Below are 23,428 nucleotides of genomic sequence, written 5' to 3'. Positions count from 1 at the left end.
TATCAGCTTACGAATATGTTGTCTGACACACCGCGATCGCGAGCAGGCTCGCTCCCACAGGAGATTGTGGTGATGGTTGAAGTGCGCTATTCAAAACAACTTCAACGGCTCTTCATTGAGCGCCGCCAGCTGTTCGCGCAACGCCAATACCTGGTCGCCCCAATAGCGCTCGCTGCCAAACCACGGGAAGCTGCGGGGGAATGCCGGGTCATCCCAGCGACGAGCCAGCCAGGCGCTGTAGTGCATCAGGCGCAGGGCACGCAGGGGTTCGATCAGTGCCAGTTCCCGGGGATCGAAGTCATGGAACTCCTGGTAGCCATCCATCAATTCCGACAACTGGCCCAGGCATGCCTGGCGGTCACCGGCCAGCATCATCCACAGATCCTGCACCGCCGGACCCATGCGACAGTCGTCCAGGTCGACGATGTGGTAGACCTCGTCGCGACACATCATGTTGCCCGGGTGGCAGTCACCGTGCATGCGGATGTTCTGATGGGGCGTGACAGCATAGATTTCTTCGACACGCTTGAGCAGATCCCTTGCCACCGACTCGTAGGCCGGAAGCAGACTACGGGGTACGAAACCGCTTTCCAGCACGGTAGCCAGTGAATCGTGGCCAAAGTTTTTTACGGTCAGGGCCTCGCGGTGTTCGAACGGACGGCTGGCGCCTACCGCATGCAGGCGTCCAAGCAGTTGCCCCAAGCGATAGAGTTGGTCCAGATTGCCTGGCTCCGGTGCTCGGCCGCCACGACGGGGAAACAGGGTGAAGCGAAACCCGGCGTGTTCATGCAGGCTGACGCCGTTGTGAATCAACGGCGCCACCACTGGCACTTCGCAGTCGGCCAGCTCGAAGGTGAAGCTGTGTTCTTCCAGGATCGCTTCGTTGGTCCAGCGCTGGGGGCGATAGAACTTGGCGATCAGCGGTTCGGCGTCTTCGATGCCGACTTGGTAGACGCGGTTCTCATAGCTGTTGAGGGCCAGCACACGGGCGTCGCTGAGGAAGCCGATACTTTCTACGGCATCGAGCACCAGGTCGGGCGTGAGGGTTTCGAACGGATGGGACATGCTGACTCCTGCGCAGCGGCAGGGCTGCCGCGTCCGGCCCTGCATGGTAGCGCAGACGCAGGCAGATAGGTGGACTGAGGCCGTCGCACCAATTTCGGGTGCTCGCAGTATCTTGTGGGAGCAGGCTTGCTCGCGAACGGGCAATAACAGTCGACATCAACGTTGACTGACGATCCGCTTTCGCGAGCAAGCCCGCTCCCACAAGGGCCTTATCAGGCGCCGATGATTCCGCCGTCCCCGCGGGTGATGACCATCACCGACGAGCGCGGCTTGCCGTTCGGCAGGTGCTCGGGGAATGTCGAGCCGCCGTTTTCACCCGGATGCTGGATTCCGACGAACAAGGCCTTCTGGTCCGGTGCGAAGCTGATGCCGGTCACTTCGCAGCCCACCGGCCCGACCATGAAGCGACGGATTTCGCCGCTGTTGGGGTCGGCGCAGAGCATCTGGTTGTTGCCCATGCCGGCGAAATCACCGGTGTTGCTGACGTCGCCGTCGGTCAGGATCCACAGTCGGCCAGCCTTGTCGAATCCCAGGCCGTCGGGGCTGTTGAACATGTTCTGCGCGTTGACGTTGGACGAACCGGCTTTCGGCGTGCCGGCATGTACGGTCGGGTTGCCGGCCACCACGAACAGGTCCCAGTTGAAGGTCATGGACGCATGATCGTCGCGGTCGGTGCGCCAGCGCAGGATCTGTCCATAGACATTCTTCGCCCGAGGGTTGGGACCGCCCACCGGTTGGCCATCCTCGCCGCGCTTGGCGTTGTTGGTCAGGGTGCAATAGACCTGGCCATCTTTCGGGCTGACCACGATCCACTCCGGACGGTCCATCCGTGTGGCGCCCACGGCACTGGCGGCCAGACGCGCATGGATCAACACCTCGGCCTGATCGGCGAAGCCGCTGTTGGCGTCGAGGCCGTTCTTGCCATGGGTCAGCTCGATCCACTGGCCCTTGCCTTTCGGGTGGTCCGGATTACCGTCACCGGCGTCGAAGCGCGCCACGTACAAGGTGCCATGGTCCAGCAGGTTGCGGTTGGCCTTGGCGTTCTTGTGATTGATGCGCTCGCGGCTGACGAATTTGTAGATGAATTCGCCACGCTCGTCGTCGCCCATGTAGACCACGGCGTGACCATCGTTGGTTTGTGCCAGGGCGGCGTTTTCGTGTTTGAAGCGCCCCAGTGCTGTGCGCTTCACGGGTGTGGACTCGGGATCGAACGGGTCGATTTCCACCACCCAGCCATGACGATTGAGTTCGTTGGGGTTCTTCGCCAGGTCGAAGCGTGGATCGTACACGTGCCAATTGATCTCGCGACTGGTAACGGTGGCGCCGTAGCGCTTTTGCGCTTCATCGAACTGCAAGTCGGACTTGCTGCTGCCAAAACAGTCGGTGAAGTTTTCTTCGCAGGTCAGGTAAGTCCCCCACGGCGTCATGCCATTGGCGCAGTTCTGAAAGGTGCCGAGGACCTTCTTGCCGCTCTTGTCGGCGCTTGTTTTCAGCAGATCATGTCCGGCCGCCGGCCCGCTCAGTTCAATCGGCGTATTGCCATGGATCCTGCGGTTGTAGCGCGATGCCTGGACGAACTGCCATTGGCCGCCCTGGCGCTTCACTTCGATCACCGATACGCCTTCGCTGGCCTGGGCCTTGTGCACGTCTTCGGCCGACTGCGGCTGGCCACCATGAGCGAAAAGGTAGCGGTAGTTGGTGTATTCGTTATTGATCGCCATGAGCGCCCGGTTCTCGTCACCGGGGAACGGGAACAGGCTCATGCCGTCGTTGTTGTCGCCGAACTGCATTTCCTGGTCGCGCGCAGTGCCATTGCCACTCGGGTCGAACGCGGGTGCGTTCTTCTGCAAAGGCTGGCCCCAACTGATCAAGACCGAGGATTTGTAGCCAGGTGGCAGGGTGAGGGTGTCGGTCGTAGCCGCGGCGATGCTGTCGAAGCCCAGCAACTTGCTATTGCCTTCGCTGACAGCTGCGGCCAGGGCGCTGCGGCTCAGCAGGTTGCCGCCCAGGAACATTGCCGCGCCACACAGGGCGCCGGCGCCGATGAAACTACGGCGGCTCAGGCCGACGATCTTTTCCAGGTCGGTGGATTGGTTTTCTTCTAATAGGCTCATCTCAGGCTCCCTGCTGGTTTTGGCAGTCACCTTAAAGCGGGTCGATGAAGCTTTTGTTTCAGTGCGTTTATAGCGGGGTCCCGAGCAACACATTCGTCGCCGAAAACACCACTTGCACCGGTGAGCCGATGTCGAGGTTGCGCGCTTGCAATTGGAGCGGATCGGCCAAGGCACACAGGGTCTGGCCGTTGGGCAAGCCGATACGCACCTCGCTGGGACCATCGGCAGCCGTGGCGATGTGTTCGATGACGCCTTGTAGAACATTGATGCCCGATTTCTCCAAGGGGCCGCTGGGAAACAATTCCAGCCAGCCGGCCTTGATCAACGCCACCACTTCGGTGCCGATGGCCAGCTCCAGGCGCACCGTGCTGTCGTGGGTGATCTGCGCGTCGATGACCAGGCCTCGAGCCAATTCCAGGCGCACCCGGTCGTTATGGCCCTGGGCTTCGATGCCGAGGACTTTGCCGTGCAACTGATTGCGGGCGCTGGTGCGCAGCATCAGGCGACTCAGCAGGCCGAGGTCGCCGGCGTCTTCGCTCGCTTGCAGCAACTGCGCCTGCAAGGCTTGCAGGCGCAGGTACAGGCGCAGCACACGCTGCCCTTCTTCCGACAGCCTGGCACCGCCGCCACCCTTGCCGCCGACGCTGCGCTCCACCAACGGTTGGTTCGCCAGGTTGTTCAACTCATCGATGGCGTCCCATGCCGCCTTGTAGCTCAGACCCGCGCTCTTGGCGGCACGGGTGATGGAGCCTTGTTCGGCGATGTGCTGCAACAGGGCGATGCGTTGCGGACGCCGGACAATGTGTTGGGTCAGAAGCGTGGGTAATGACATGGCGGAAACTGCGCGCAAGAGTGAAAGAACGACGTTGGCGCCTGGGCCGCCGCGCGTCAAGCCGGTTCACCGGGTTTTGGTGTGCGCGCCAGGCAATACACATCGACCCGGGCCGCACCGCCGTCGAGCATCAATTTGGCCAGTGTCTGGGCGGTGGCCCCGGTGGTGAGCACATCGTCCACCAGGGCCAGGTGGCGATTGCGCAATGGCGCATCGGGTGCCAGGGCGAAGGCCTGGCGCAGATTCCGGCGCCGGGCCCGGGCATCGAGTGCCTGTTGCGCCGGGGTATCGTGGATGCGCAGCAGCAGATGTTCTTCGCAGGGAATCTGCAACGCAGCACCGAGCCAGCGCGCCAGCAAGGTCGCCTGGTTGAACCCGCGCTGGCGCAAGCGTCGTCCTGCCAGCGGCACCGGCACCAGCGCGTCGGGCGGTTCCAGGCCTTCGTCGAAATGATGTTGCAGCGATTGCGCCAGCAGTTCGCCCATGAGGCGACCAAGAGGCCATTTTGCCTGGTGCTTGAAACGGGTTATCAGGCTGTCCACCGGGAAATCATAAGCCCAGGGTGCCAGGACCCGTTCGAAGGCTGGCGGTTGCGCGGTGCATTGCCCGCAACGCAGGCCGGCCATGGGCAGCGGCAGGGCGCAGATGACACATTGATCACCGAGCCAGGGCAGTTCGCTTTCGCAAGGCGTGCAGATCGGCTGTTGAGTGTCGGTGGCCTCACCACACAGGAGGCAGGACTGTTTGTTTTTTAACCAGATGTAAACCGGTCCATCGTATCGTGGTTGACAGCGCATGACTCTTCCTTAAATATGCCGAACATCCGTGTCGCGCCTGTGGGTATTGCGTGCCCCCAGTCGCCAGCCAAGCATAATCAAGGAAATACCCATGAGCGCCAGCACCACTGCCAACCTGCGTCATGACTGGTCTTTGGCCGAAGTCAAAGCACTCTTTGTCCAGCCGTTCAATGACCTGTTGTTCCAGGCGCAGACCGTGCACCGCGCGCATTTCGACGCCAACCGTGTCCAGGTTTCCACGCTGCTGTCGATCAAGACCGGCGCCTGCCCGGAAGATTGCAAATATTGTCCGCAGTCCGGCCACTACAACACCGGGCTGGACAAGGAAAAACTGCTGGAAGTGCAGAAGGTCCTTGAGGAGGCCGCACGTGCCAAGGCCATCGGTTCGACCCGTTTCTGCATGGGCGCGGCGTGGAAGCATCCGTCGGCCAAGGACATGTCCTATGTGTTGGAAATGGTCAAAGGGGTGAAGGCCATGGGCCTGGAAACCTGCATGACCCTGGGGCGTCTCGACCAGGAGCAGACCGAGGCACTGGCCCAGGCCGGCCTGGATTACTACAACCATAACCTCGATACCTCTCCGGAGTTCTACGGCAGCATCATCACCACCCGTACCTACAGCGAGCGCCTGCAGACCCTGGCCTACGTGCGTGATTCGGGGATGAAGATCTGCTCCGGCGGCATCCTCGGCATGGGCGAGTCCCTCGATGACCGCGCCAACCTGCTGATCCAATTGGCGAGCCTGCCGGAGCATCCGGAGTCGGTACCGATCAACATGCTGGTCAAGGTCGCCGGCACGCCGTTGGAAAATGCCGAGGATGTCGACCCGTTCGATTTCATCCGCATGCTCGCCGTGGCGCGGATCCTGATGCCCAAATCCCATGTCCGCCTGTCCGCCGGTCGCGAGGCGATGAACGAACAGATGCAGGCCCTCGCGTTCCTGGCCGGCGCCAACTCGATTTTCTACGGCGACAAACTGCTGACCACCGCCAACCCGCAGGCTGACAAAGACATGCAATTGTTCGCTCGCCTGGGCATCCAGCCTGAAGCCCGCGAAGAACATGCCGACGAAGTGCACCAGGCCGCGATTGAACAGGCGCTGGTGGAGCAGAAGAGCAGCGAGCAGTTCTATAACGCGGCTGTGTGATCAACCCCGATTTTTCTGTTTGGAATGGGGGACCTGTGGGAGTGAGCCTGCTCGCGATAGCAATAGAGCATTCAACATTTACGTCGAATGACACACCGCCATCGCGAGCAGGCTCGCTCCCACAGGGGAACCCTTCAATCTTTGAATAGTGGTCACCCCGAGGCCTGCATGCCCTTCGATCTCGCCGCACGCCTGGCTGCCCGTCGTGCCGAAAACCTCTATCGCCAGCGCCCGCTGCTCGAAAGCCCCCAGGGGCCGGAGGTGGTTGTGGACGGGCAGCCGTTGCTGGCGTTCTGCAACAATGACTACCTGGGCCTGGCCAATCACCCGCAGGTGATCGAAGCCTGGCGTGCCGGGGCGGCTCGTTGGGGGGTGGGTGGCGGCGCTTCCCATCTGGTGATCGGCCATAGCGGTCCCCATCACGCCTTGGAGGAAGCTCTTGCCGATCTCACCGGTCGTCCGCGGGCGCTGCTGTTCACCACCGGCTACATGGCCAACCTCGGCGCCGTGACCGCACTGGTCGGGCAGGGCGATACGGTGCTGGAGGACCGGCTCAATCACGCGTCGTTGCTCGACGCCGGGATACTGTCCGGCGCGCGTTTCAGCCGTTATCTGCACAACGACGCCCGGAGCCTGGCCAGCCGTCTGGAGAAAGCCACCGGCAATACCCTGGTGGTCACCGACGGTGTCTTCAGCATGGACGGCGACATTGCCGATCTGCCGGCCCTGGCCCGTGAAGCCAAGGCCAGGGGCGCCTGGCTGATGGTCGACGATGCTCACGGTTTCGGTCCGTTGGGCGCGAACGGAGGCGGTATCGTCGAGCACTTCGGCCTCAGCCAGGACGACGTGCCGGTGCTGGTCGGCACCCTCGGCAAGGCCTTCGGCACCGCTGGCGCTTTTGTGGCGGGCAGTGAAGAACTGATCGAGAGCCTGATCCAGTTTGCCCGCCCCTACATCTACACCACCAGCCAACCGCCGGCCCTGGCCTGCGCCACGCTCAAAAGCCTTGAGTTGTTGCGCAGCGAGCATTGGCGGCGCGAGCATTTGCAAGTGTTGATCCGTCAGTTTCGCCATGGCGCGGAGCAGATTGGCCTGCAACTGATGGACAGCTTCACGCCAATCCAGCCGATTCTGATCGGCGATGCCGGGCGAGCGATGCGCCTGTCGCAAATGCTGCGCGAACGGGGTCTGATGGTCACCGCGATACGGCCCCCCACCGTCCCGGCCGGCAGCGCCCGTTTGCGTGTGACCCTGACGGCCGCCCACAGCGAGGCCCAGGTGCAACTATTGTTGAATGCACTGGCCGAGTGTTTTGCCCTGCTGGGGCCGGAGGCAAGCCATGCGTGATCGATTGATATTGCTGCCTGGTTGGGGGCTGGGCGTTTCCCCGCTGGAACCGCTGGCCGCTGCGCTGCACGGGCTCGACGAACATCTGCGGGTGGAAATCGAGCCGTTGCCGGCCCTGGTAACGAGTAATCCCGAGGAGTGGCTCGATGAGTTGGACGCCTGCGTGCCCCAGGATGCCTGGTTGGGTGGCTGGTCCCTGGGCGGCATGCTGGCCTCCGAGTTGGCCGCGCGCCGGGGCGAGCGCTGCTGCGGGCTGTTGACCCTGGCAAGCAATGCTTCGTTTGTGGCCCATGAGCAATGGCCGAGCGCGATGGCCAGTGACACCTTCGACGGTTTCCTCGCCGGGTGTGCCGCCGATCCACGCCTGACCCTCAAGCGTTTCAGTTTGTTATGCGCCCAGGGTTGCAGCGACCCCCGCGGGTTGGCGAGGCTGCTGCTGGCCGGCGCACCGAACACCGCGCCGGAGGTGTCGATGGCCGGTCTGCAAGTGCTGGCGCAGCTGGATACCCGTGCCGCTTTGCAACGCTTCCGTGGCCCGCAATTGCATCTGTTTGCCGGGCTCGACGCCCTGGTGCCGGCCGAAGCCGCGAGTGAATTGCTGGCATTGTTGCCGGACGTCGAGATCGGCCTGATCGAACAGGCCGGTCATGGATTTCTTCTGGAAGACCCGCACGGTGTCGCGGGGGCGATCCAGGCCTTTTTACATGAGGCCGGTGATGACTGACCTGTCCCTTCCCAAATTGCCCGGGACCTTGCCTGACAAGCGCCAGGTGGCAGCCTCGTTCTCCCGGGCGGCGGCCAGCTACGACAGCGTGGCGGAATTGCAGCGCGACGTGGGGCAACAGTTGCTGGAGCAGTTACCTGCCTCGCTCGTGCCGGGACGCTGGATGGACGTGGGTTGCGGCACCGGTCACTTCACTCGGGCGCTGGGCGCGCGCTTCGGCGTGGCGAGCGGCGTTGCGCTGGATATCGCCGAAGGAATGCTCAACCATGCCCGGCCCCAGGGTGGGGCTGCGCATTTCGTCGCCGGTGACGCGGAGCGCCTGCCTCTGCAAACGACGAGTTGCGACCTGGTGTTCTCCAGCCTTGCGGTGCAGTGGTGCGCGGACTTTGCCTCGGTGCTGAGGGAGGCGCATCGTGTATTGAAACCGGGCGGAGCCTTTGCCTTCACCAGTCTCTGCGTCGGTACGTTGTACGAATTGCGCGACAGTTGGCGCCAGGTGGACGGCCTGGTGCACGTCAACCGTTTCCGGGAGTTCGAAACCTATCGACAACTGTGCATGGAAAGCGGGTTGAAGGTCATCAGCCTCGAGAACCGTCCCCATGTGTTGTATTACCCGGACGTACGCAGCCTGACCCATGAATTGAAGTCCCTTGGTGCCCATAATCTGAATCCAGGCCGCCCGGGTGGGTTGACCGGCAGAGCGAGGATCCTGGGGATGATTGAAGCCTACGAGCAATTTCGTCGGGTAGAAGGGTTGCCCGCGACCTATCAGGTGGTCTACGCCGTGCTGGAGAAACCCCTATGAGCCAGGCTTACTTCATCGCCGGTACCGACACCGATGTGGGCAAGACCACTGTTGCGGCCGGCCTGCTGCACGCAGCGCGACAGGCCGGCATGAGCACCGCCGCCGGAAAGCCCGTGGCCTCCGGTTGCGAGGTCACCCCCAAAGGCCTGCGCAATGCCGACGCCCTGGCCCTGCTCGCCGAATGCTCGATGCCGCTGACGTATGCCCAGGTCAACCCGATGGCGTTCGAGCCGGCCATCGCGCCGCATCTGGCGGCCCGGGAAGCCGGCGTGGCATTGACGGTGCAGTCGTTGTTGGGGCCGATGCGTGACGTGCTGGCCCTGCAAGCCGATTTCACCTTGATTGAAGGCGCGGGCGGCTGGCGCGTTCCGTTGGCCGATCAGGACAATCTCTCTGACCTGGCAATGGCCCTGGGCCTGCCGGTGATCCTGGTGGTGGGGGTACGGCTGGGCTGCATCAGTCACGCGTTGCTCACCGCCGAAGCCATTGCCCGGGACGGCCTGCAATTGGCTGGTTGGGTTGCGAATATCGTCGACCCCAAGACATCGCGGCTGGAGGAAAATCTGGCCACGCTCGCCGAACGCCTTCCGGCACCGTGCCTGGGCCGGGTGCCACGAATCAAGGGCGTGACGGCGGAAGCAGTGGCCGGGTACCTGCATCTGGACCTGCTGGATTAGGGTTTGCCTATAACAAGGCACTGTGCCATTAGTGTTTTTGTCGGGCCTTTTCCCAGTGCTTCTGATTCAATGGCCTTGTCGACCCTTCAAGATACGAGCCTTGCCATGGAAATCTCAGGAAGTACCGCATTCTATGCTGGTCTGAGTACTATTCAGACAGGGCAGAACCGTGTCGATCAGGCTTCATCTCAAATCGCCAACAACACCATCGAGCGGGCGGTTACCAGTCAGTCGTCCGAAGTCCAGGTCGATCGCCTGCGGTCGGTGGATCGCAGCCAGCAATCGGACCTGGCCAGCAACATGGTTGAAATGGCCCAGGGCAAGTTCCAGGTGCAAGCGGGCGTGAACGTGGCTAAAGCATCCGACGAGATGCTGGGTACGTTGATCGATACCTTCGCCTGAGCCCGCTCGCCTGAACCCTTCGTTGAGCATCAATCGACTCAAGCGCCCTGATACCCCCATATCCGGGGCGTAAAAGAGCTGATTGCAGCATTGAAAAAACCACCCGAAACCACCACGCGGTGATTAGGCTGCACCTGTACATCATATAAGTTGCCGCTTTCGTCGGTTTGCCAGAAGCCTTCAATGACTCCGCTCTGGCTCACCCGCTCGTACGCCTGGATAGGCTTGTTTGGCTGCCCGGGGACGAAGGCATGACCCACCGTGACGATTCTGCCATCGGCTTGGATGGTCAGGGCGTTCAGGGCCACATGGTAGCCCGGGCGGGCAATCAGAAGCGGCTCGCCGTTGTTGAAACTTCCATCGATTTCACCATTGGCCTCCAGCCGGATAAGTAAGCCCCTTCTCAGGTTATCGAGACCTGTCATCTGGCCTGCGATCAGGATTCTATCGTCCTCCTGAATTGCAATATGGCTGACGATATCCGGTGAGTTGATTTGAGCACGCGACTGGTCGGAGGAACCCTCGTCCATCTCGATATCAACGAAACCCTGATTGCCAAAGGTGATGTCCAGTTCTCCCGCGATGGTGTAGCGGGCCACTGTTCGTGTCCTCGGTTGCTCACCCTGATACCGCCAGGATCCTGCGACGATGATCTTGCCGTCGCTCTGAGTCTGCACATTGCAGGCGTAGCTGGGATGGCCATGGAACCTGATGTCGATGAATCCGCGACCGGCTCCAAAGCCTGTATCGGGTTCCCCGTTGGTATGCAGTCTGAACAGGCGGCCCTCGACCCCCGATTGGGCATTTTCATAGGTAAGGTAGTAGGCGCAGACGAGAATTTTCTGATCTTTCTGCAGGCAACCATCAACCGATTTGTAGTTGCTGTCCGTAGTGCGTGCATGCTCGGGGCTCATGGTGATTATTTTGCGCCCGAATACGAGATCGTGGCTGCCCGTGGCATAGAAACGCATGAGTGCAGGTCGCCATTCGCTGTCTTTGGTGGAGCCGCCAATGAGCAGTATTTTTCCGTCCTCCTGAAGTAACACGCGCGTCGGCGTGCTGTTTTTGGAGCCGTCCTCGAACCATCCGGTTGTGTCATGGAACGAAGTGTCCTTGACGCCATCGGGCAAGTAGCGCGTCAGTGCAAAATAACCCTTGAGTTGCAAGGCAAGGATCAGCTTGCCTTCGCTGTCGCAGACGAGCGAGCTGGCTACGCCTTCTGCGTTCACGCCAATGAACCCTTCGGTTCCAAAAGCCGGATCCAACTGACCGGGTTGACGAGGTTGGGGAGTGCCTGTTGGTTGAGTGTCCATATCGTTTTCCTCCAATCGCAACTAATCTGGACTGGGGACGCCCAGTTCGTTCATGGGCTTAGTAAATCGCCTTTTTTGAAACGCCGAACCTGTAGAAGCTGACAGTTGTGCCGGATTGACGAGCCAGGTGCCAACGACAATGTCGAGACGATCTGAATGGTGGGACCAGCGGTAATGGATAGACGCTTGACAAGATTTAGGCGTAAACGTATGTTTCAAACAACTGTTTGACCGCCACAACAAATCCATGCGGTCGTTCATCCCCGGTTACATCAGCAGAGGTTATCGCTATGCCTGACTACAAGGCCCCCTTGCGTGATATTCGCTTCGTTCGTGATGAACTGCTTGGCTATGAAGCGCATTATCAGAGCCTTCCGGCTTGCCAGGACGCAACTCCGGACATGGTTGACGCCATTCTCGAAGAAGGCGCCAAGTTTTGTGAGCAGGTGCTGGCTCCGCTGAACCGCGTGGGTGACACCGAAGGCTGCACCTGGAGCGAGTCCGGCGTGAAAACCCCGACCGGTTTCAAGGAAGCCTACAAGCAATTCGTCGAAGGTGGCTGGCCAAGCCTGGCCCATGACGTCGAGCATGGTGGTCAGGGCCTGCCGGAGTCGCTGGGCCTGGCCGTCAGCGAAATGGTCGGCGAAGCCAACTGGTCGTGGGGCATGTACCCGGGCCTGTCCCACGGCGCGATGAACACGATTTCCGAGCACGGTACGCCCGAGCAGCAGGACGCCTACCTGACCAAACTGGTGTCCGGTGAATGGACCGGCACCATGTGCCTGACCGAACCCCACTGCGGTACCGACCTGGGCATGCTGCGTACCAAGGCCGAGCCACAGGCCGATGGCTCCTACAAGGTAACCGGTACCAAGATCTTCATTTCGGCCGGCGAACACGACATGGCCGACAACATCGTCCACATCGTTCTGGCGCGTCTGCCGGACGCTCCGGCCGGTACCAAGGGCATTTCGCTGTTCATCGTGCCCAAGTTCCTGCCTAACGCCGACGGCACCATCGGCCAGCGCAACGCGGTTAGCTGTGGTTCGATCGAACACAAGATGGGCATCCACGGCAACGCTACCTGCGTGATGAACTTCGACGCGGCCACCGGTTTCCTGATCGGCCCGGCGAACAAAGGCCTGAACTGCATGTTCACCTTCATGAACACCGCACGCCTGGGCACCGCTTTGCAAGGCCTGGCCCACGCTGAAATCGGCTTTCAGGGCGGCCTGAAATACGCCCGTGACCGCTTGCAAATGCGCTCCCTGACGGGCCCGAAAGCGCCGGACAAGCCCGCTGACCCGATCATCGTGCACCCTGACGTGCGTCGCATGCTGCTGACCATGAAGGCCTTCGCCGAAGGTAACCGGGCGATGGTCTACTTCACCGCCAAGCAGGTCGACATCGTCAAGTACGGCGTCGATGAGGAAGAGAAGAAAAAGGCCGATGCGCTGTTGGCGTTCATGACGCCGATCGCCAAAGCATTCATGACCGAAGTCGGCTTCGAATCGGCCAACCACGGCGTGCAGATCTACGGCGGCCACGGCTTCATCGCCGAGTGGGGCATGGAGCAGAACGTTCGCGACAGTCGCATTTCGATGCTGTACGAAGGCACCACCGGCATCCAGGCCCTCGACCTGCTGGGCCGTAAAGTGCTGATGACCCAGGGCGAAGCGCTCAAGGGCTTCACCAAGATCGTCCACAAGTTCTGCCAGGGCAACGAAGGCAACGAAGCGGTCAAAGAGTTCGTCGGACCGTTGGCCGCGCTGAACAAGGAGTGGGGCGAGTTGACCATGAAGGTTGGCATGGCGGCCATGAAGGATCGCGAAGAAGTCGGCGCGGCCTCGGTGGACTACCTGATGTACTCCGGTTACGCCTGCCTGGCCTACTTCTGGGCCGACATGGCGCGTCTGGCGGCGGAAAAACTGGCTGCCGGCACCACCGAAGAGGCTTTCTACACCGCCAAGCTGCAGACGGCGCGCTTCTACTTCCAGCGCATCCTGCCGCGTACCCGTACTCACGTGGCTGCCATGTTGTCCGGTGCCAATAATCTGATGGACATGAAAGAAGAAGACTTCGCACTGGGTTACTAAGCCTCAGGCGGTATCTTCTGAAAGCCGCTGCCTCCTTCGGGACGCAGCGGCTTTTTCATGCTCGCAGGAAAAAACTGTGGGAGCGAGCCTGCTCGCGATGCGGTGTGTCAGTCGACAAAAAAATATCTGATACACCGCTTCGCGAGCAGGCTCGCTCCCACAGGGGTATGCGCTGATCCTGAAACAATATTCATCCAATTGTCCTTTAAGAAAACATCCCTTCCTGCCGTTACAGCGATGGCAGTGTGATATCGGTCACATCTCTCGTGCCTTATTGTTCCAATAGCAGGCACAATGCCATCTTTGATCAGCCGGGTTGGAGTTTTACCCTTGCCGCGTTCTTCCGCTGTACGTTTCAGTCATTTCCTACCTTCGCTGTTGCTATTGCTGGCGGGGCTTGCGGCTGCCTACGTCAAGGATCTCAACGTCTTCTTCACCTCGTTGTTCAATGTTCTTCCTACGTTGGTGTTGCTGTTGGGCGGTGCGTACTGCGCTGTTTACCGACGTCAACGTGAGCTGTTTCTGATGGTCACGGTGTACATCGGCTACTTCCTGCTGGACACCCAGACCGATTTCTACCGTGACAACGGCAAGGTGCGTGAAGACGCCGCCGTGGTGTTCCACCTCGTCTGCCTGTTGCTGCCGTTGTTGTTTGGCCTGTTCGCGGCGTGGCAGGAGCGCACCCACTTGTTCCAGGACATGGTCGCGCGTTTCGCGGTTCTGCTGGCCTTTGGCAGCGTGGCATTGGCCTTGGAGCAGAGCTTTCCCCAAGCCTTGTTGCTTTGGCTTTCGGAGATCCGCTGGCCGGCGTTGCATGGCGCCTGGATGAGCCTGATCCAATTGTCCTACCCGGTGTTCCTCGGCGTATTCCTGTTGCTGTCATGGCAATACTGGCGCAATCCCCGGCCCTTGCATGCCGCACAGCTGGTAGGCGTGTTGGGGCTTTTCTGGATGTTGCCGAAGACCTTCATCCTGCCATTCACCCTGAACATCATGTGCAGCCAGGTGATGCTGATGATCGCTGCGGCGGTCGCCCATGAGGCCTATCAGATGGCGTTTCGTGATGAGCTGACCGGCTTGCCGGGACGGCGTGCGCTGAATGAGCGCATGCAGCGGTTGGGTCGCAACTATGTGCTGGCGATGAGCGATGTGGACCACTTCAAGAAATTCAACGACACCCATGGCCACGACGTGGGCGACCAAGTGTTGCGCCTGGTGGCCAGCAAACTGTCGAAAATCGGTGGCGGCGGTCGGGCTTATCGCTACGGTGGCGAGGAGTTTGCGTTGGTGTTTGCAGGCAAAACCATCGACGAGTGCATGCCTCATCTTGAGGTCATCCGCCAGTCCATCGAGACGTACGCCATTCAACTGCGCAATCCGGACAGTCGACCCCAGGATGACCAACAAGGTCGCCAGCGCCGCTCCGGGGCGGGGGCATCCAGCGTGTCGGTAACGGTCAGCATCGGTGTCGCGGAACGTCTCGAGCAGCGTACGCCTGAAGAAGTCCTCAAGTCCGCCGACCAGGCTCTCTATAACGCCAAGGGCGCCGGACGCAACTGTGTGGTTGCTTTCGGCCAGAGCCGCCGTGGCGCGGTACGCATGGAAGCCGCCGCGGGTTGAGTGATGACGGCGCATTCAGCGTCTGTACTGTGATTGTGAGACTCGGTGGCCGGCAGTAGGTTTGAACGATCTGCTACCGGAGAAAATCACCATGCCCGAGTACAAAGCTCCCCTGCGCGACATGCGCTTCCTGATCGACCACGTTTTCGATTTCCATGGCCGTTATGCCGAACTGGGGGCCAGCGATGCCAGCCCGGACATGGTCAACGCGATCCTCGAAGAAGGTGCGCGCTTCTGTGAGAACGTACTGGCGCCGCTCAATCGTTCCGGTGACGAAGAGGGCTGTCATTTCGACAACGGTGTGGTGACCACGCCTATCGGTTTCAAAGAAGCTTTCGCACAGTACGTGGAGGGCGGCTGGCACGGCTTGGCCGCCGATCCGAGCTATGGTGGCCAGGGTCTGCCCGGTTCCCTGGGCCTGGTCATCAGCGAAATGATCGCGTCCAGCAACACGTCCTGGGGCATGTACCCGGGCCTGACCCACGGTGCCATGTCGGCCATTCATGCCCATGGCACCGAAGAGCAGAAGCAAACCTACCTGAGCAAGCTCACCGCCGGTCAATGGACCGGCACCATGTGCCTGACCGAAGCCCATTGCGGCACGGACCTGGGCATCATCAAGACCCGCGCCGCGCCTCAGGCCGACGGCAGCTACAGGATCTCCGGCAGCAAGATCTTCATTTCCGCCGGCGAACACGACATGAGTGAAAACATCATTCACTTGGTGCTGGCCAAACTGCCGGATGCTCCCGCCGGTACCAAGGGCATATCGCTGTTCATTGTGCCCAAGTTCCTGCCCGATGCCATGGGCGAGGCGGGGGAACGTAATGGCGTGACCTGCGGTTCGATCGAACACAAGATGGGCATCAAGGCCTCTGCCACCTGCGTGTTGAATTTCGACGACGCCAAGGGATTCCTGATCGGCGAGCCCAACAAGGGCCTGAACTGCATGTTCACCATGATGAATCATGCGCGGCTCGGCACCGGCATGCAGGGCTTGTGCCTGGGAGAAACGAGCTTCCAGGGCGCGATCAGATACGCCAACGACCGCTTGCAGATGCGCTCGCTCACCGGCCCCAAGGCACCGGAGAAAGTCGCGGATCCGATCATTGTCCATCCCGATGTGCGCAGGATGCTGCTGACCATGAAAGCCTTCAATGAAGGCAATCGGGCACTGACGTATTTCACCGCGCAACTGCTGGATACGGCGCACCTGGGCGCCGACGAAAGCGCCCGTCAGGAGGCAGAGGATCTGCTGGCGTTCCTCACTCCGATCTGCAAGGCCTTCATGACCGAAACCGGACTGGAAGTGACGAACCATGGCATGCAGGTGTTTGGCGGCCACGGTTTCATTCGCGAGTGGGGTATGGAGCAATTGGTGCGGGACTGCCGCATCGCGCCGATCTACGAAGGCACCAACGGAATCCAGGCCCTGGATCTGTTGGGGCGCAAGGTTTTGGGCAGCCAGGGCAAGCTGCTGCGCGGGTTCACCAAGATCGTTCACACATTCTGCGCCGCGAATACCGGACACCCGCAGCTAAAGGATTTCATCGCACAACTCGACGGACTCAACCGGCAGTGGGGCGAACTGACGACCGGGGTCGGCATGGCCGCCATGAAGAACCCGGACGAAGTGGGCGCCGCCTCCGTGGATTACCTGATGTACAGCGGCTATATCATCCTGGCCTACCTGTGGTTGCGCATGGCGCTGGTGGCCCAGGCACAACTCAACGGTGGTACCGGCGATGCCGATTTCTGCCGAGGCAAACTGGCGACCTGCGAGTTCTACTTCAAGCGACTGTTGCCGCGCACGGCTGCCCATCGGGCCGCCATCGAGTCGGGAAGCGACTGTCTGATGAAGCTGCCGGCCGCGCTGTTTGCGCTTTGATTTAGAGGGAATGCCAACAGAGATCGCAGGCTTCGCCAGCTCTTACAGGGAATACGCATTTTCATGTAGAAGCTAGCGAAGCCTGCGATCTTTTTGTTTTGACTAAAAATAACAAAACAGTCATGTGTTGACCCTATGTGTCGCAAAAGTTGTTGAGGTACACTCCGACCATTGCTAAAACCGTTTTCCCACGGACCAACTGTTTAGATCCTGCGAGGTTTGCCATGGCTGACTACAAAGCGCCCCTGCGCGATATGCGCTTCGTCCTCAATGAAGTGTTCGAGGTCGCGAAACTCTGGGCCGAGCTGCCGGCACTGGCCGAGACCGTCGACGCTGAAACCGTCGAAGCGATTCTCGAAGAAGCCGGCAAAGTCACCAGCAAAAGCATTGCGCCCCTCAGCCGTGCCGCTGATGAAGAAGGCTGCCATTGGGCGAACGGTGCCGTCACCACGCCGGCAGGTTTCCCACAGGCCTACCAGACTTACGCTGAGGGCGGCTGGGTCGGTGTCGGCGGCGATCCTGCCTACGGTGGCATGGGCATGCCCAAGGCCGTTTCGGCCCAGGTCGAAGAAATGGTCAACTCCGCAAGCCTGTCCTTCGGTCTGTACCCAATGCTGACCGCCGGGGCTTGCCTGTCGATCAACGCCCACGCCAGCGAAGAGTTGAAAGCGGCGTATCTACCGAACATGTACGCCGGCATCTGGGCGGGCTCCATGTGCCTGACCGAGCCCCATGCCGGGACGGACCTGGGGATCATTCGCACCAAGGCCGAACCCCAGGCCGACGGCTCCTACAAGGTCAGCGGCACCAAGATCTTCATCACCGGCGGCGAGCACGACCTCACCGAGAACATCATTCACCTGGTGCTGGCAAAACTGCCGGATGCGCCGGCTGGCCCGAAAGGCATTTCGTTGTTCCTGGTGCCCAAGTTCATGGTCAATGCCGACGGCAGCCTGGGCGCGCGCAACGCGGCCAACTGCGGGTCGATCGAACACAAGATGGGTATTCAGGCGTCTGCCACCTGCGTGATGAACTTCGATGAAGCCGTGGGTTATCTGGTCGGCGAGCCGAACAAAGGCCTGGCGGCGATGTTCACCATGATGAACTACGAACGTCTGGGGGTCGGTATCCAGGGCCTGGCGTCCGGAGAGCGCTCCTACCAGAACGCTATCGAATACGCCCGTGATCGCTTGCAGAGCCGTTCGCCCACCGGTGCGCAGAACAAGGACAAAGTCGCCGACCCGATCATCGTCCACCCCGATGTGCGCCGGATGTTGCTGACCATGAAGGCCTCGAATGAAGGCGGTCGGGCATTCTCCACCTACGTGGCGATGCAACTGGACACCGCCAAGTTCAGCGAAGACCCAGCCACCCGCAAGCGCGCCGAAGATCTGGTTGCGTTGCTGACGCCGGTGGCAAAGGCGTTCCTGACGGATCTGGGCCTGGAAACCACTGTGCATGGCCAGCAGATTTTCGGCGGCCACGGTTATATTCGCGAGTGGGGCCAGGAGCAGTTGGTGCGTGATGTTCGCATCACCCAGATCTACGAAGGCACCAACGGTATCCAGGCGCTGGACTTGGTGGGGCGCAAGATCGTCGGCAGCGGCGGCGCGTTCTACAAGCTGTTCGCCGACGAGATTCGCCACTTCACCGCCACTGCGAGCAGCGATCTGGCCGAGTTCACCAAGCCGTTGAATAATGCTGTCGCTACCCTGGACGAGCTGACCGACTGGCTGCTGGACCGGGCGAAAAGCAACCCGAACGAAATCGGCGCGGCTTCGGTGGAGTATCTGCAGGCATTCGGCTACACCGCCTACGCTTACATGTGGGCGCTGATGGCCAAGGCGGCGTTGGGTAAGGAAAGCCAGGATGACTTCTACGCCAGCAAACTGGGAACTGCGCGCTTTTACTTCGCTCGCCTGCTGCCACGGATCCATTCCTTGAGCGCTTCGGTGAAAGCAGGCAGTGAATCGCTGTTCCTGCTGGAAGCAGGGCAATTCTGAATATGAGGCAATGTAAGCAAATGCTTACATTACGTGACGTCGATTTCCCTCTATCGGCTGATTGGATCCAAGGCTAATCTACTTCACATGGACGTCGCGCAGGATGCGCAGAGAAACAACACGGACACGTAGGATTCCGCCAGGAAGGTGGAGTGAAAGGGATATCAGGGAAACAGTCTGCAAAGCCCCGCTTCGGCGGGGTTTTCTTTTGCCTGCGTTTTTTGTTCCTGCCTGGCTTCGCCCTACTCACTGATGGTTTGAACCCTGACGAGCGGTCATGGGTCAATGTGCTATATGGCAATGTAGCCATCGCCCATCAGGAGCCCACCATGGATTTCATTCGCATCATCATCGCCATTCTGTTGCCGCCATTGGGCGTGTTCCTGCAAGTCGGCTTCGGCGGGGCTTTCTGGCTGAATATTCTGCTGACACTGTTGGGTTACATCCCCGGCATCGTCCATGCGGTCTATATCATCGCCAAGCGCTGAACATTGCAGCAAAACCCATGTGGGAGCGAGCTTGCTCGCGATAGCTGTCTGTCATCCAACATGGATGTCGACTGATCCACCGCTATCGCGAGCAGGCTCGCTCCCACAGGTTCTTCATCTCCTTACAACGCCATCACCTTCCGATAGAACAACCACTCATGCTCGAGGGCGTGGGCCTGGTTCGCCGCCTTGCGAAAGCCGTGACGCTCATCCGGATAGTAATGCGCTTCGACCGTCACGCCGTTGTCTTTCAGCGCCCTGACCATATCGCGGGTCTGCTGCGGCACGACCACGGCGTCCAGTTCGCCCTGAAAGAAGATAACCGGTGCGTGGATCTGATCTGCGTGCAGCAGCGGGGTACGGGCACGGTAACGCTCGACGTCCCGTTGCGGGTCGCCGATCAGCCAGTCCAGGTAATCACTTTCGAATTTGTGCGTGGCTCGACCCAGGGCGACCGGATCGCTGACTCCATAAAGGCTGGCGCCGGCACGAAATACGTCATGAAACGCCAGGGCGCAGAGCGTCGTATAGCCACCGGCACTGCCGCCGCGGATGAACGCACGGCGGCCATCGATCAGACCCTGCTCGTCCAGATAGCCAACCACCGCACAGGCATCCTCGACGTCCACCACGCCCCAGTTCAAATGCAGCGCTTGCCGGTAGATCCGGCCGTAGCCGCTGCTGCCACGGTAATTGAGGTCCGCGACGGCGAAGCCGCGCTGGGTCCAGTACTGGATGCGCGGATCGAACAAGGGATAGCAGGCCGAGGTGGGGCCGCCATGGATGAAGACCACCAATGGCGGCTTGGTGTCTGCCCCCATGGCTGGGTAAAAGAACCCATGGGCCATGCCCGAGGTCGACGGATAGTGCAGGGTCTGCGGGCGGCTGATCTGTTCGACGGGCAGAGGCGCGACGCCTCCGGCCAGGACCTGCGTGTCGTGACTGTGGCGTTCAATCGCGATGACTGCGCAAGGACTGACCGGAGATGCGACAATGGCGTAAATGAACCGCTCGTCCAGCGCCAGGCTGCGAAAGCGGGTGTAGGCGCCGGTGTAATCTTCCTCCCCCGCGTCACTGCGGCACAGGCCAAGCCGCCCGAAACCCGCTTCGGTCCAGCTCGCCAGGTACGTGCTGCTGTCTAACGGCAACCAAGTGCAGCCGCCGAGTTGCCACGGCGCGGGAGCGTGATCGGCTTCAGCGCAGGGCAGCGGTTGCAGGCCGTCGGTCGTCTCGACCCACGGCTGCCAGTAGCCGCCGCGATCGCTCAGGCAGTACAAGCGGTTGGCATTATCGAAACGCGGTTGCTGGATGGATTCTTCTTCAGCGCTGCCCGCCACGCAACGGGGTTCACCCCAACCGGTAGCGGTGCGTTCGGCCAGCATCAGGCGCGTGGCCGTCCACGGTTGATGCGGACGGCTCCACTCGATCCAGGCCAGTCGCTGGCCGTTCGGACTCAAGGTTGGCGCGGCATAGAAGTCAGCGCCTTCGACCAGTAGACGCCGCTGTCGATCTGCCAGGCCAATCGCTACCAGGCGATGTTGATTGGCCTGTTCCTCCACTGCCAATACCTGGCCTGCGGCGAAACTGAGATCGCCATATCGACAGTCGCCCGACGTCAACGCCACGGGCATCTCGCCGCTCAGGGACTGGCGGTACAGCTGCTGGTCCGCGTCGTTGACGAACAGCACGCCATCGTCGCCCAGGCAGAACGATCCACCGCCATATTCATAGACCCGGCTGCGTGCGCTGAAACCGTCCGGGGTCAGGCAACGGGCCTGGGTGTCTTGCCATTGCCAGATCCGGCAGGCCCCGTCTTCCGGGCGATATTCGTTCCAGAACAGGCCCAGTGGGCCGACCTGCAATTCAGCGAAGTCGATCCCCGCCGCAACGGCCTGGGCGGCGCTGAACGGCTCAGCTTTTGGCGATGAGGTGCGAGTTTCGTTCATTGCGGAAGGCCAATTGTTCGATGGTCTGGGTGGCGTGCTCGGCTTCTTCCCGGGCCTTGAGAATCACCCCGTGATGTGCGGATTTGCTGCACACCGGGTCGGCATTGCTGGCGTCGCCCGTGAGCATGAACGCCTGGCAGCGGCAACCGCCGAAGTCCTGCTCCTTTTCGTCGCAGGAGCGACATGGCTCGGGCATCCAGTCGTAGCCGCGGAAACGGTTGAAACCGAAGGAGTCGTACCAGATGTGCTGCATGCTGTGGTCGCGCACGTTGGGAAATTGCACCGGTAGCTGTCGGGCGCCGTGACATGGCAGTGCGGTACCGTCCGGTGTCACCGTCAGGAAAAGGCTGCCCCAGCCGTTCATGCAAGCCTTGGGGCGTTCCTCATAGTAGTCCGGGGTGACGAAGATCAGCTTGCACGGATGGCCCTGGGCTTCGAGCCTGGCGCGATATTCATTGGTGATGCGCTCGGCGCGCACCAGTTGTTCCCGGGTAGGCAACAGGCCCACCCGGTTGAGCTGCGCCCAGCCATAGAATTGACAGGTGGCGAGTTCGACGAAGTCGGCTTCAAGGGCAATGCACAACTCGATGATGCGGTCGATCTTGTCGATGTTGTGCCGATGGGTGACGAAGTTGAGGACCATCGGGTAGCCGTGGGCCTTCACCGCCCGGGCCATTTCCAGTTTCTGTGCGAAGGCTTTCTTCGAGCCGGCCAGCAGGTTGTTCACCTGCTCGTCGCTGGCCTGGAAGCTGATCTGGATGTGATCGAGGCCGGCCTTTTTGAAGTCGCTGATTTTCTGTTCGGTCAAACCGATGCCGGAGGTGATCAGGTTGGTGTAGAAACCCAGCTTGCGCGCCTCGCCGATCAGCTCGGCGAGGTCCTGGCGCACCAGCGGTTCGCCACCGGAAAAACCCAGCTGCGCGGCACCCATTTCCCTGGCTTCACGAAATACCTTGAACCATTGCTCGGTGCTCAGTTCCTTGCCCTGCTCGGCGAAGTCCAGCGGGTTGGAACAGTAGGGGCATTGCAGCGGGCAACGATAGGTCAGCTCCGCCAGTAACCACAGCGGCAAGCCGATCGCGGGCTTGTCAGGCAAGTTCGATCCAATGCTCTGCACGGGCGACCTCCATGAACTGCTCGATGTCGTCACCGAGTTCGGGCACGTCGGGAAACTGCTTGGCCAGCTCGTCGATGATGGTCGTGACATCCCGTTCACCGTCGATCAGTCCACCGATCAGCGCAGCGCTGTCGTTGAGCTTGATCATGCCTTCAGGATAGAGCAACACATGACCTTTCTGCGCCGGTTCATACTGGAAGCGATAGCCGGGGCGCCAGCGAGGGGTTCTGCTGCGGTCGAAACTCATAAGGGGATTCCTTTGTGCCACACCCGTTGGCCGGTCACGCTGTGATAGGGCGGGCGGTTCAATTCGTAGGCCATGCTCATCGCGTCGAGCATGCTCCAGAGGATGTCCAGTTTGAACTGGAGGATCTCCAGCATGCGCTCCTGGCCTGCGCGGGTGGTGTAGTGCTGCAAGGTAATCGCCAGGCCATGCTCCACGTCACGGCGGGCTTGGCCCAGGCGCGTACGGAAGTACTCATAGCCGGCCGGGTCGATCCACGGATAATGCTGCGGCCAGCTGTCCAGGCGGGACTGGTGGATCTGCGGGGCGAACAGCTCGGTCAGCGAGCTACTGGCGGCCTCCTGCCAACTGGCCCGGCGGGCGAAGTTGACGTAAGCATCCACAGCGAATCGCACCCCTGGCAGCACCAGTTCCTGGGAGCGCAATTGATCGGGGTCCAGTCCCACGGCCTGGCCCAGCCGCAGCCAGGCCTCGATACCACCGTCTTCACCGGGGGCGCCGTCGTGGTCGAGCAGGCGCTGTATCCACTCGCGGCGAACCTCTCGATCCGGGCAGTTGGCCAGGATCGCGGCATCCTTCAGCGGAATGTTCACCTGATAGTAAAAGCGGTTCGCGACCCAGCCCTGGATTTGCTCGCGAGTGGCACGGCCCTCATACATCGCCACATGATAGGGGTGATGTATGTGGTAATACGCGCCTTTGGCACGCAGGGCCGCTTCGAACTCGGCGGGGGAAAGGGGGGTATCAGTCATTGCGGTTCTCCGGGGAATAACCGTGGGTTCTGTGGCGTCTGGGCTGGCCTC

General features: G+C 60.9%; 20 protein-coding genes. 11 read left to right on the top strand and 9 right to left on the bottom strand.

Features of this window, described 5'->3' with window-relative positions:
• Window positions 1–90 precede the first annotated feature (90 nt).
• The 4 genes from AD665_RS18230 to AD665_RS18215 form a co-directional block, all read right to left on the bottom strand.
• A complete protein-coding gene (locus AD665_RS18230) occupies window positions 91–1,065 on the bottom strand; it encodes a serine/threonine protein kinase (protein WP_024779419.1) in 975 nt (324 codons plus the stop codon).
• A 212-nt stretch (window positions 1,066–1,277) separates the two neighbouring features.
• The gene (locus AD665_RS18225; protein WP_053193059.1) at window positions 1,278–3,179 is read right to left on the bottom strand and encodes a PhoX family protein; all 1,902 of its coding nucleotides are present in this window, start codon (window positions 3,177–3,179) and stop codon (window positions 1,278–1,280) included.
• A gap of 67 nt (window positions 3,180–3,246) precedes the next feature.
• Window positions 3,247–4,011, bottom strand: coding sequence for a TOBE domain-containing protein (locus AD665_RS18220; protein ID WP_024779417.1), 765 nt, complete (start codon window positions 4,009–4,011; stop codon window positions 3,247–3,249).
• 56 nt (window positions 4,012–4,067) lie between these two features.
• Window positions 4,068–4,808: a ComFC family protein gene (locus AD665_RS18215; RefSeq protein WP_053193057.1), complete on the bottom strand. Its 741-nt coding sequence runs from the start codon at window positions 4,806–4,808 to the stop codon at window positions 4,068–4,070.
• 91 nt (window positions 4,809–4,899) lie between these two features.
• Between AD665_RS18215 and bioB the strand changes: the two genes are divergently transcribed.
• The 6 genes from bioB to AD665_RS18185 all read left to right on the top strand — a co-directional run bounded on the left by bioB (window position 4,900) and on the right by AD665_RS18185 (window position 9,910).
• The gene (gene bioB, locus AD665_RS18210; protein ID WP_053193056.1) at window positions 4,900–5,955 is read left to right on the top strand and encodes a biotin synthase BioB; all 1,056 of its coding nucleotides are present in this window, start codon (window positions 4,900–4,902) and stop codon (window positions 5,953–5,955) included.
• 168 nt (window positions 5,956–6,123) lie between these two features.
• Window positions 6,124–7,302: an 8-amino-7-oxononanoate synthase gene (gene bioF / locus AD665_RS18205; RefSeq protein WP_024779414.1), complete on the top strand. Its 1,179-nt coding sequence runs from the start codon at window positions 6,124–6,126 to the stop codon at window positions 7,300–7,302.
• Window positions 7,295–8,026: an alpha/beta fold hydrolase gene (locus AD665_RS18200; protein WP_024779413.1), complete on the top strand. Its 732-nt coding sequence runs from the start codon at window positions 7,295–7,297 to the stop codon at window positions 8,024–8,026. The genes bioF and AD665_RS18200 overlap by 8 nt, the downstream gene beginning before the upstream one ends.
• The gene (gene bioC, locus AD665_RS18195) at window positions 8,019–8,831 is read left to right on the top strand and encodes a malonyl-ACP O-methyltransferase BioC (protein ID WP_053193054.1); all 813 of its coding nucleotides are present in this window, start codon (window positions 8,019–8,021) and stop codon (window positions 8,829–8,831) included. The genes AD665_RS18200 and bioC overlap by 8 nt, the downstream gene beginning before the upstream one ends.
• Window positions 8,828–9,508 (top strand): dethiobiotin synthase, encoded by a 681-nt coding sequence (gene bioD / locus AD665_RS18190; protein ID WP_024779411.1) that lies wholly within the window; start codon window positions 8,828–8,830, stop codon window positions 9,506–9,508. Before bioC ends, bioD begins: the two co-directional genes overlap by 4 nt.
• A 105-nt stretch (window positions 9,509–9,613) precedes the next feature.
• A complete protein-coding gene (locus AD665_RS18185) occupies window positions 9,614–9,910 on the top strand; it encodes a hypothetical protein (protein WP_041022289.1) in 297 nt (98 codons plus the stop codon).
• 38 nt (window positions 9,911–9,948) lie between these two features.
• Here AD665_RS18185 and AD665_RS18180 read toward each other — a convergent pair whose 3' ends face one another.
• The gene (locus tag AD665_RS18180; RefSeq protein WP_053193053.1) at window positions 9,949–11,223 is read right to left on the bottom strand and encodes a delta-60 repeat domain-containing protein; all 1,275 of its coding nucleotides are present in this window, start codon (window positions 11,221–11,223) and stop codon (window positions 9,949–9,951) included.
• 290 nt (window positions 11,224–11,513) lie between these two features.
• On the opposite strand from AD665_RS18180, the gene AD665_RS18175 reads away from it, so the two are divergent.
• From AD665_RS18175 to AD665_RS27045, 5 genes are all read left to right on the top strand, one after another.
• A complete protein-coding gene (locus AD665_RS18175; RefSeq protein ID WP_024779408.1) occupies window positions 11,514–13,319 on the top strand; it encodes a phenylacyl-CoA dehydrogenase in 1,806 nt (601 codons plus the stop codon).
• 330 nt (window positions 13,320–13,649) lie between these two features.
• The gene (locus AD665_RS18170) at window positions 13,650–14,939 is read left to right on the top strand and encodes a GGDEF domain-containing protein (RefSeq protein ID WP_024779407.1); all 1,290 of its coding nucleotides are present in this window, start codon (window positions 13,650–13,652) and stop codon (window positions 14,937–14,939) included.
• Window positions 14,940–15,030: 91 nt separating this feature from the next.
• The gene (locus AD665_RS18165; RefSeq protein WP_053193052.1) at window positions 15,031–16,827 is read left to right on the top strand and encodes an acyl-CoA dehydrogenase C-terminal domain-containing protein; all 1,797 of its coding nucleotides are present in this window, start codon (window positions 15,031–15,033) and stop codon (window positions 16,825–16,827) included.
• Between the two features lie 224 nt (window positions 16,828–17,051).
• Window positions 17,052–18,830 (top strand): acyl-CoA dehydrogenase C-terminal domain-containing protein, encoded by a 1,779-nt coding sequence (locus AD665_RS18160; protein ID WP_024779405.1) that lies wholly within the window; start codon window positions 17,052–17,054, stop codon window positions 18,828–18,830.
• Window positions 18,831–19,159: 329 nt separating this feature from the next.
• A complete protein-coding gene (locus AD665_RS27045; protein ID WP_003177654.1) occupies window positions 19,160–19,318 on the top strand; it encodes a YqaE/Pmp3 family membrane protein in 159 nt (52 codons plus the stop codon).
• Between the two features lie 122 nt (window positions 19,319–19,440).
• Here AD665_RS27045 and AD665_RS18155 read toward each other — a convergent pair whose 3' ends face one another.
• From AD665_RS18155 to pqqC, 4 genes are read right to left on the bottom strand one after another with little or no spacing between them, the layout of a single operon-like run.
• A complete protein-coding gene (locus AD665_RS18155) occupies window positions 19,441–21,264 on the bottom strand; it encodes a S9 family peptidase (RefSeq protein WP_024779404.1) in 1,824 nt (607 codons plus the stop codon).
• A complete protein-coding gene (gene pqqE, locus AD665_RS18150; protein WP_024779403.1) occupies window positions 21,230–22,381 on the bottom strand; it encodes a pyrroloquinoline quinone biosynthesis protein PqqE in 1,152 nt (383 codons plus the stop codon). Before pqqE ends, AD665_RS18155 begins: the two co-directional genes overlap by 35 nt.
• Window positions 22,353–22,628 carry a pyrroloquinoline quinone biosynthesis peptide chaperone PqqD gene (gene pqqD / locus AD665_RS18145; RefSeq protein ID WP_024779402.1) on the bottom strand — a complete coding sequence of 92 codons (276 nt, stop codon included), beginning with the start codon at window positions 22,626–22,628 and terminating at the stop codon, window positions 22,353–22,355. Before pqqD ends, pqqE begins: the two co-directional genes overlap by 29 nt.
• Entirely contained in the window at window positions 22,625–23,377 is a 753-nt protein-coding gene (pqqC, locus tag AD665_RS18140; protein WP_024779401.1) for a pyrroloquinoline-quinone synthase PqqC, read from the bottom strand. The genes pqqD and pqqC overlap by 4 nt, the downstream gene beginning before the upstream one ends.
• Window positions 23,378–23,428: the final 51 nt, after the last annotated feature.

Source organism: Pseudomonas corrugata (assembly GCF_001269905.1).
Classification (GTDB): Bacteria; Pseudomonadota; Gammaproteobacteria; order Pseudomonadales; family Pseudomonadaceae; genus Aquipseudomonas; species Aquipseudomonas corrugata.
This window is presented reverse-complemented; position numbering and strand designations above follow the sequence as displayed.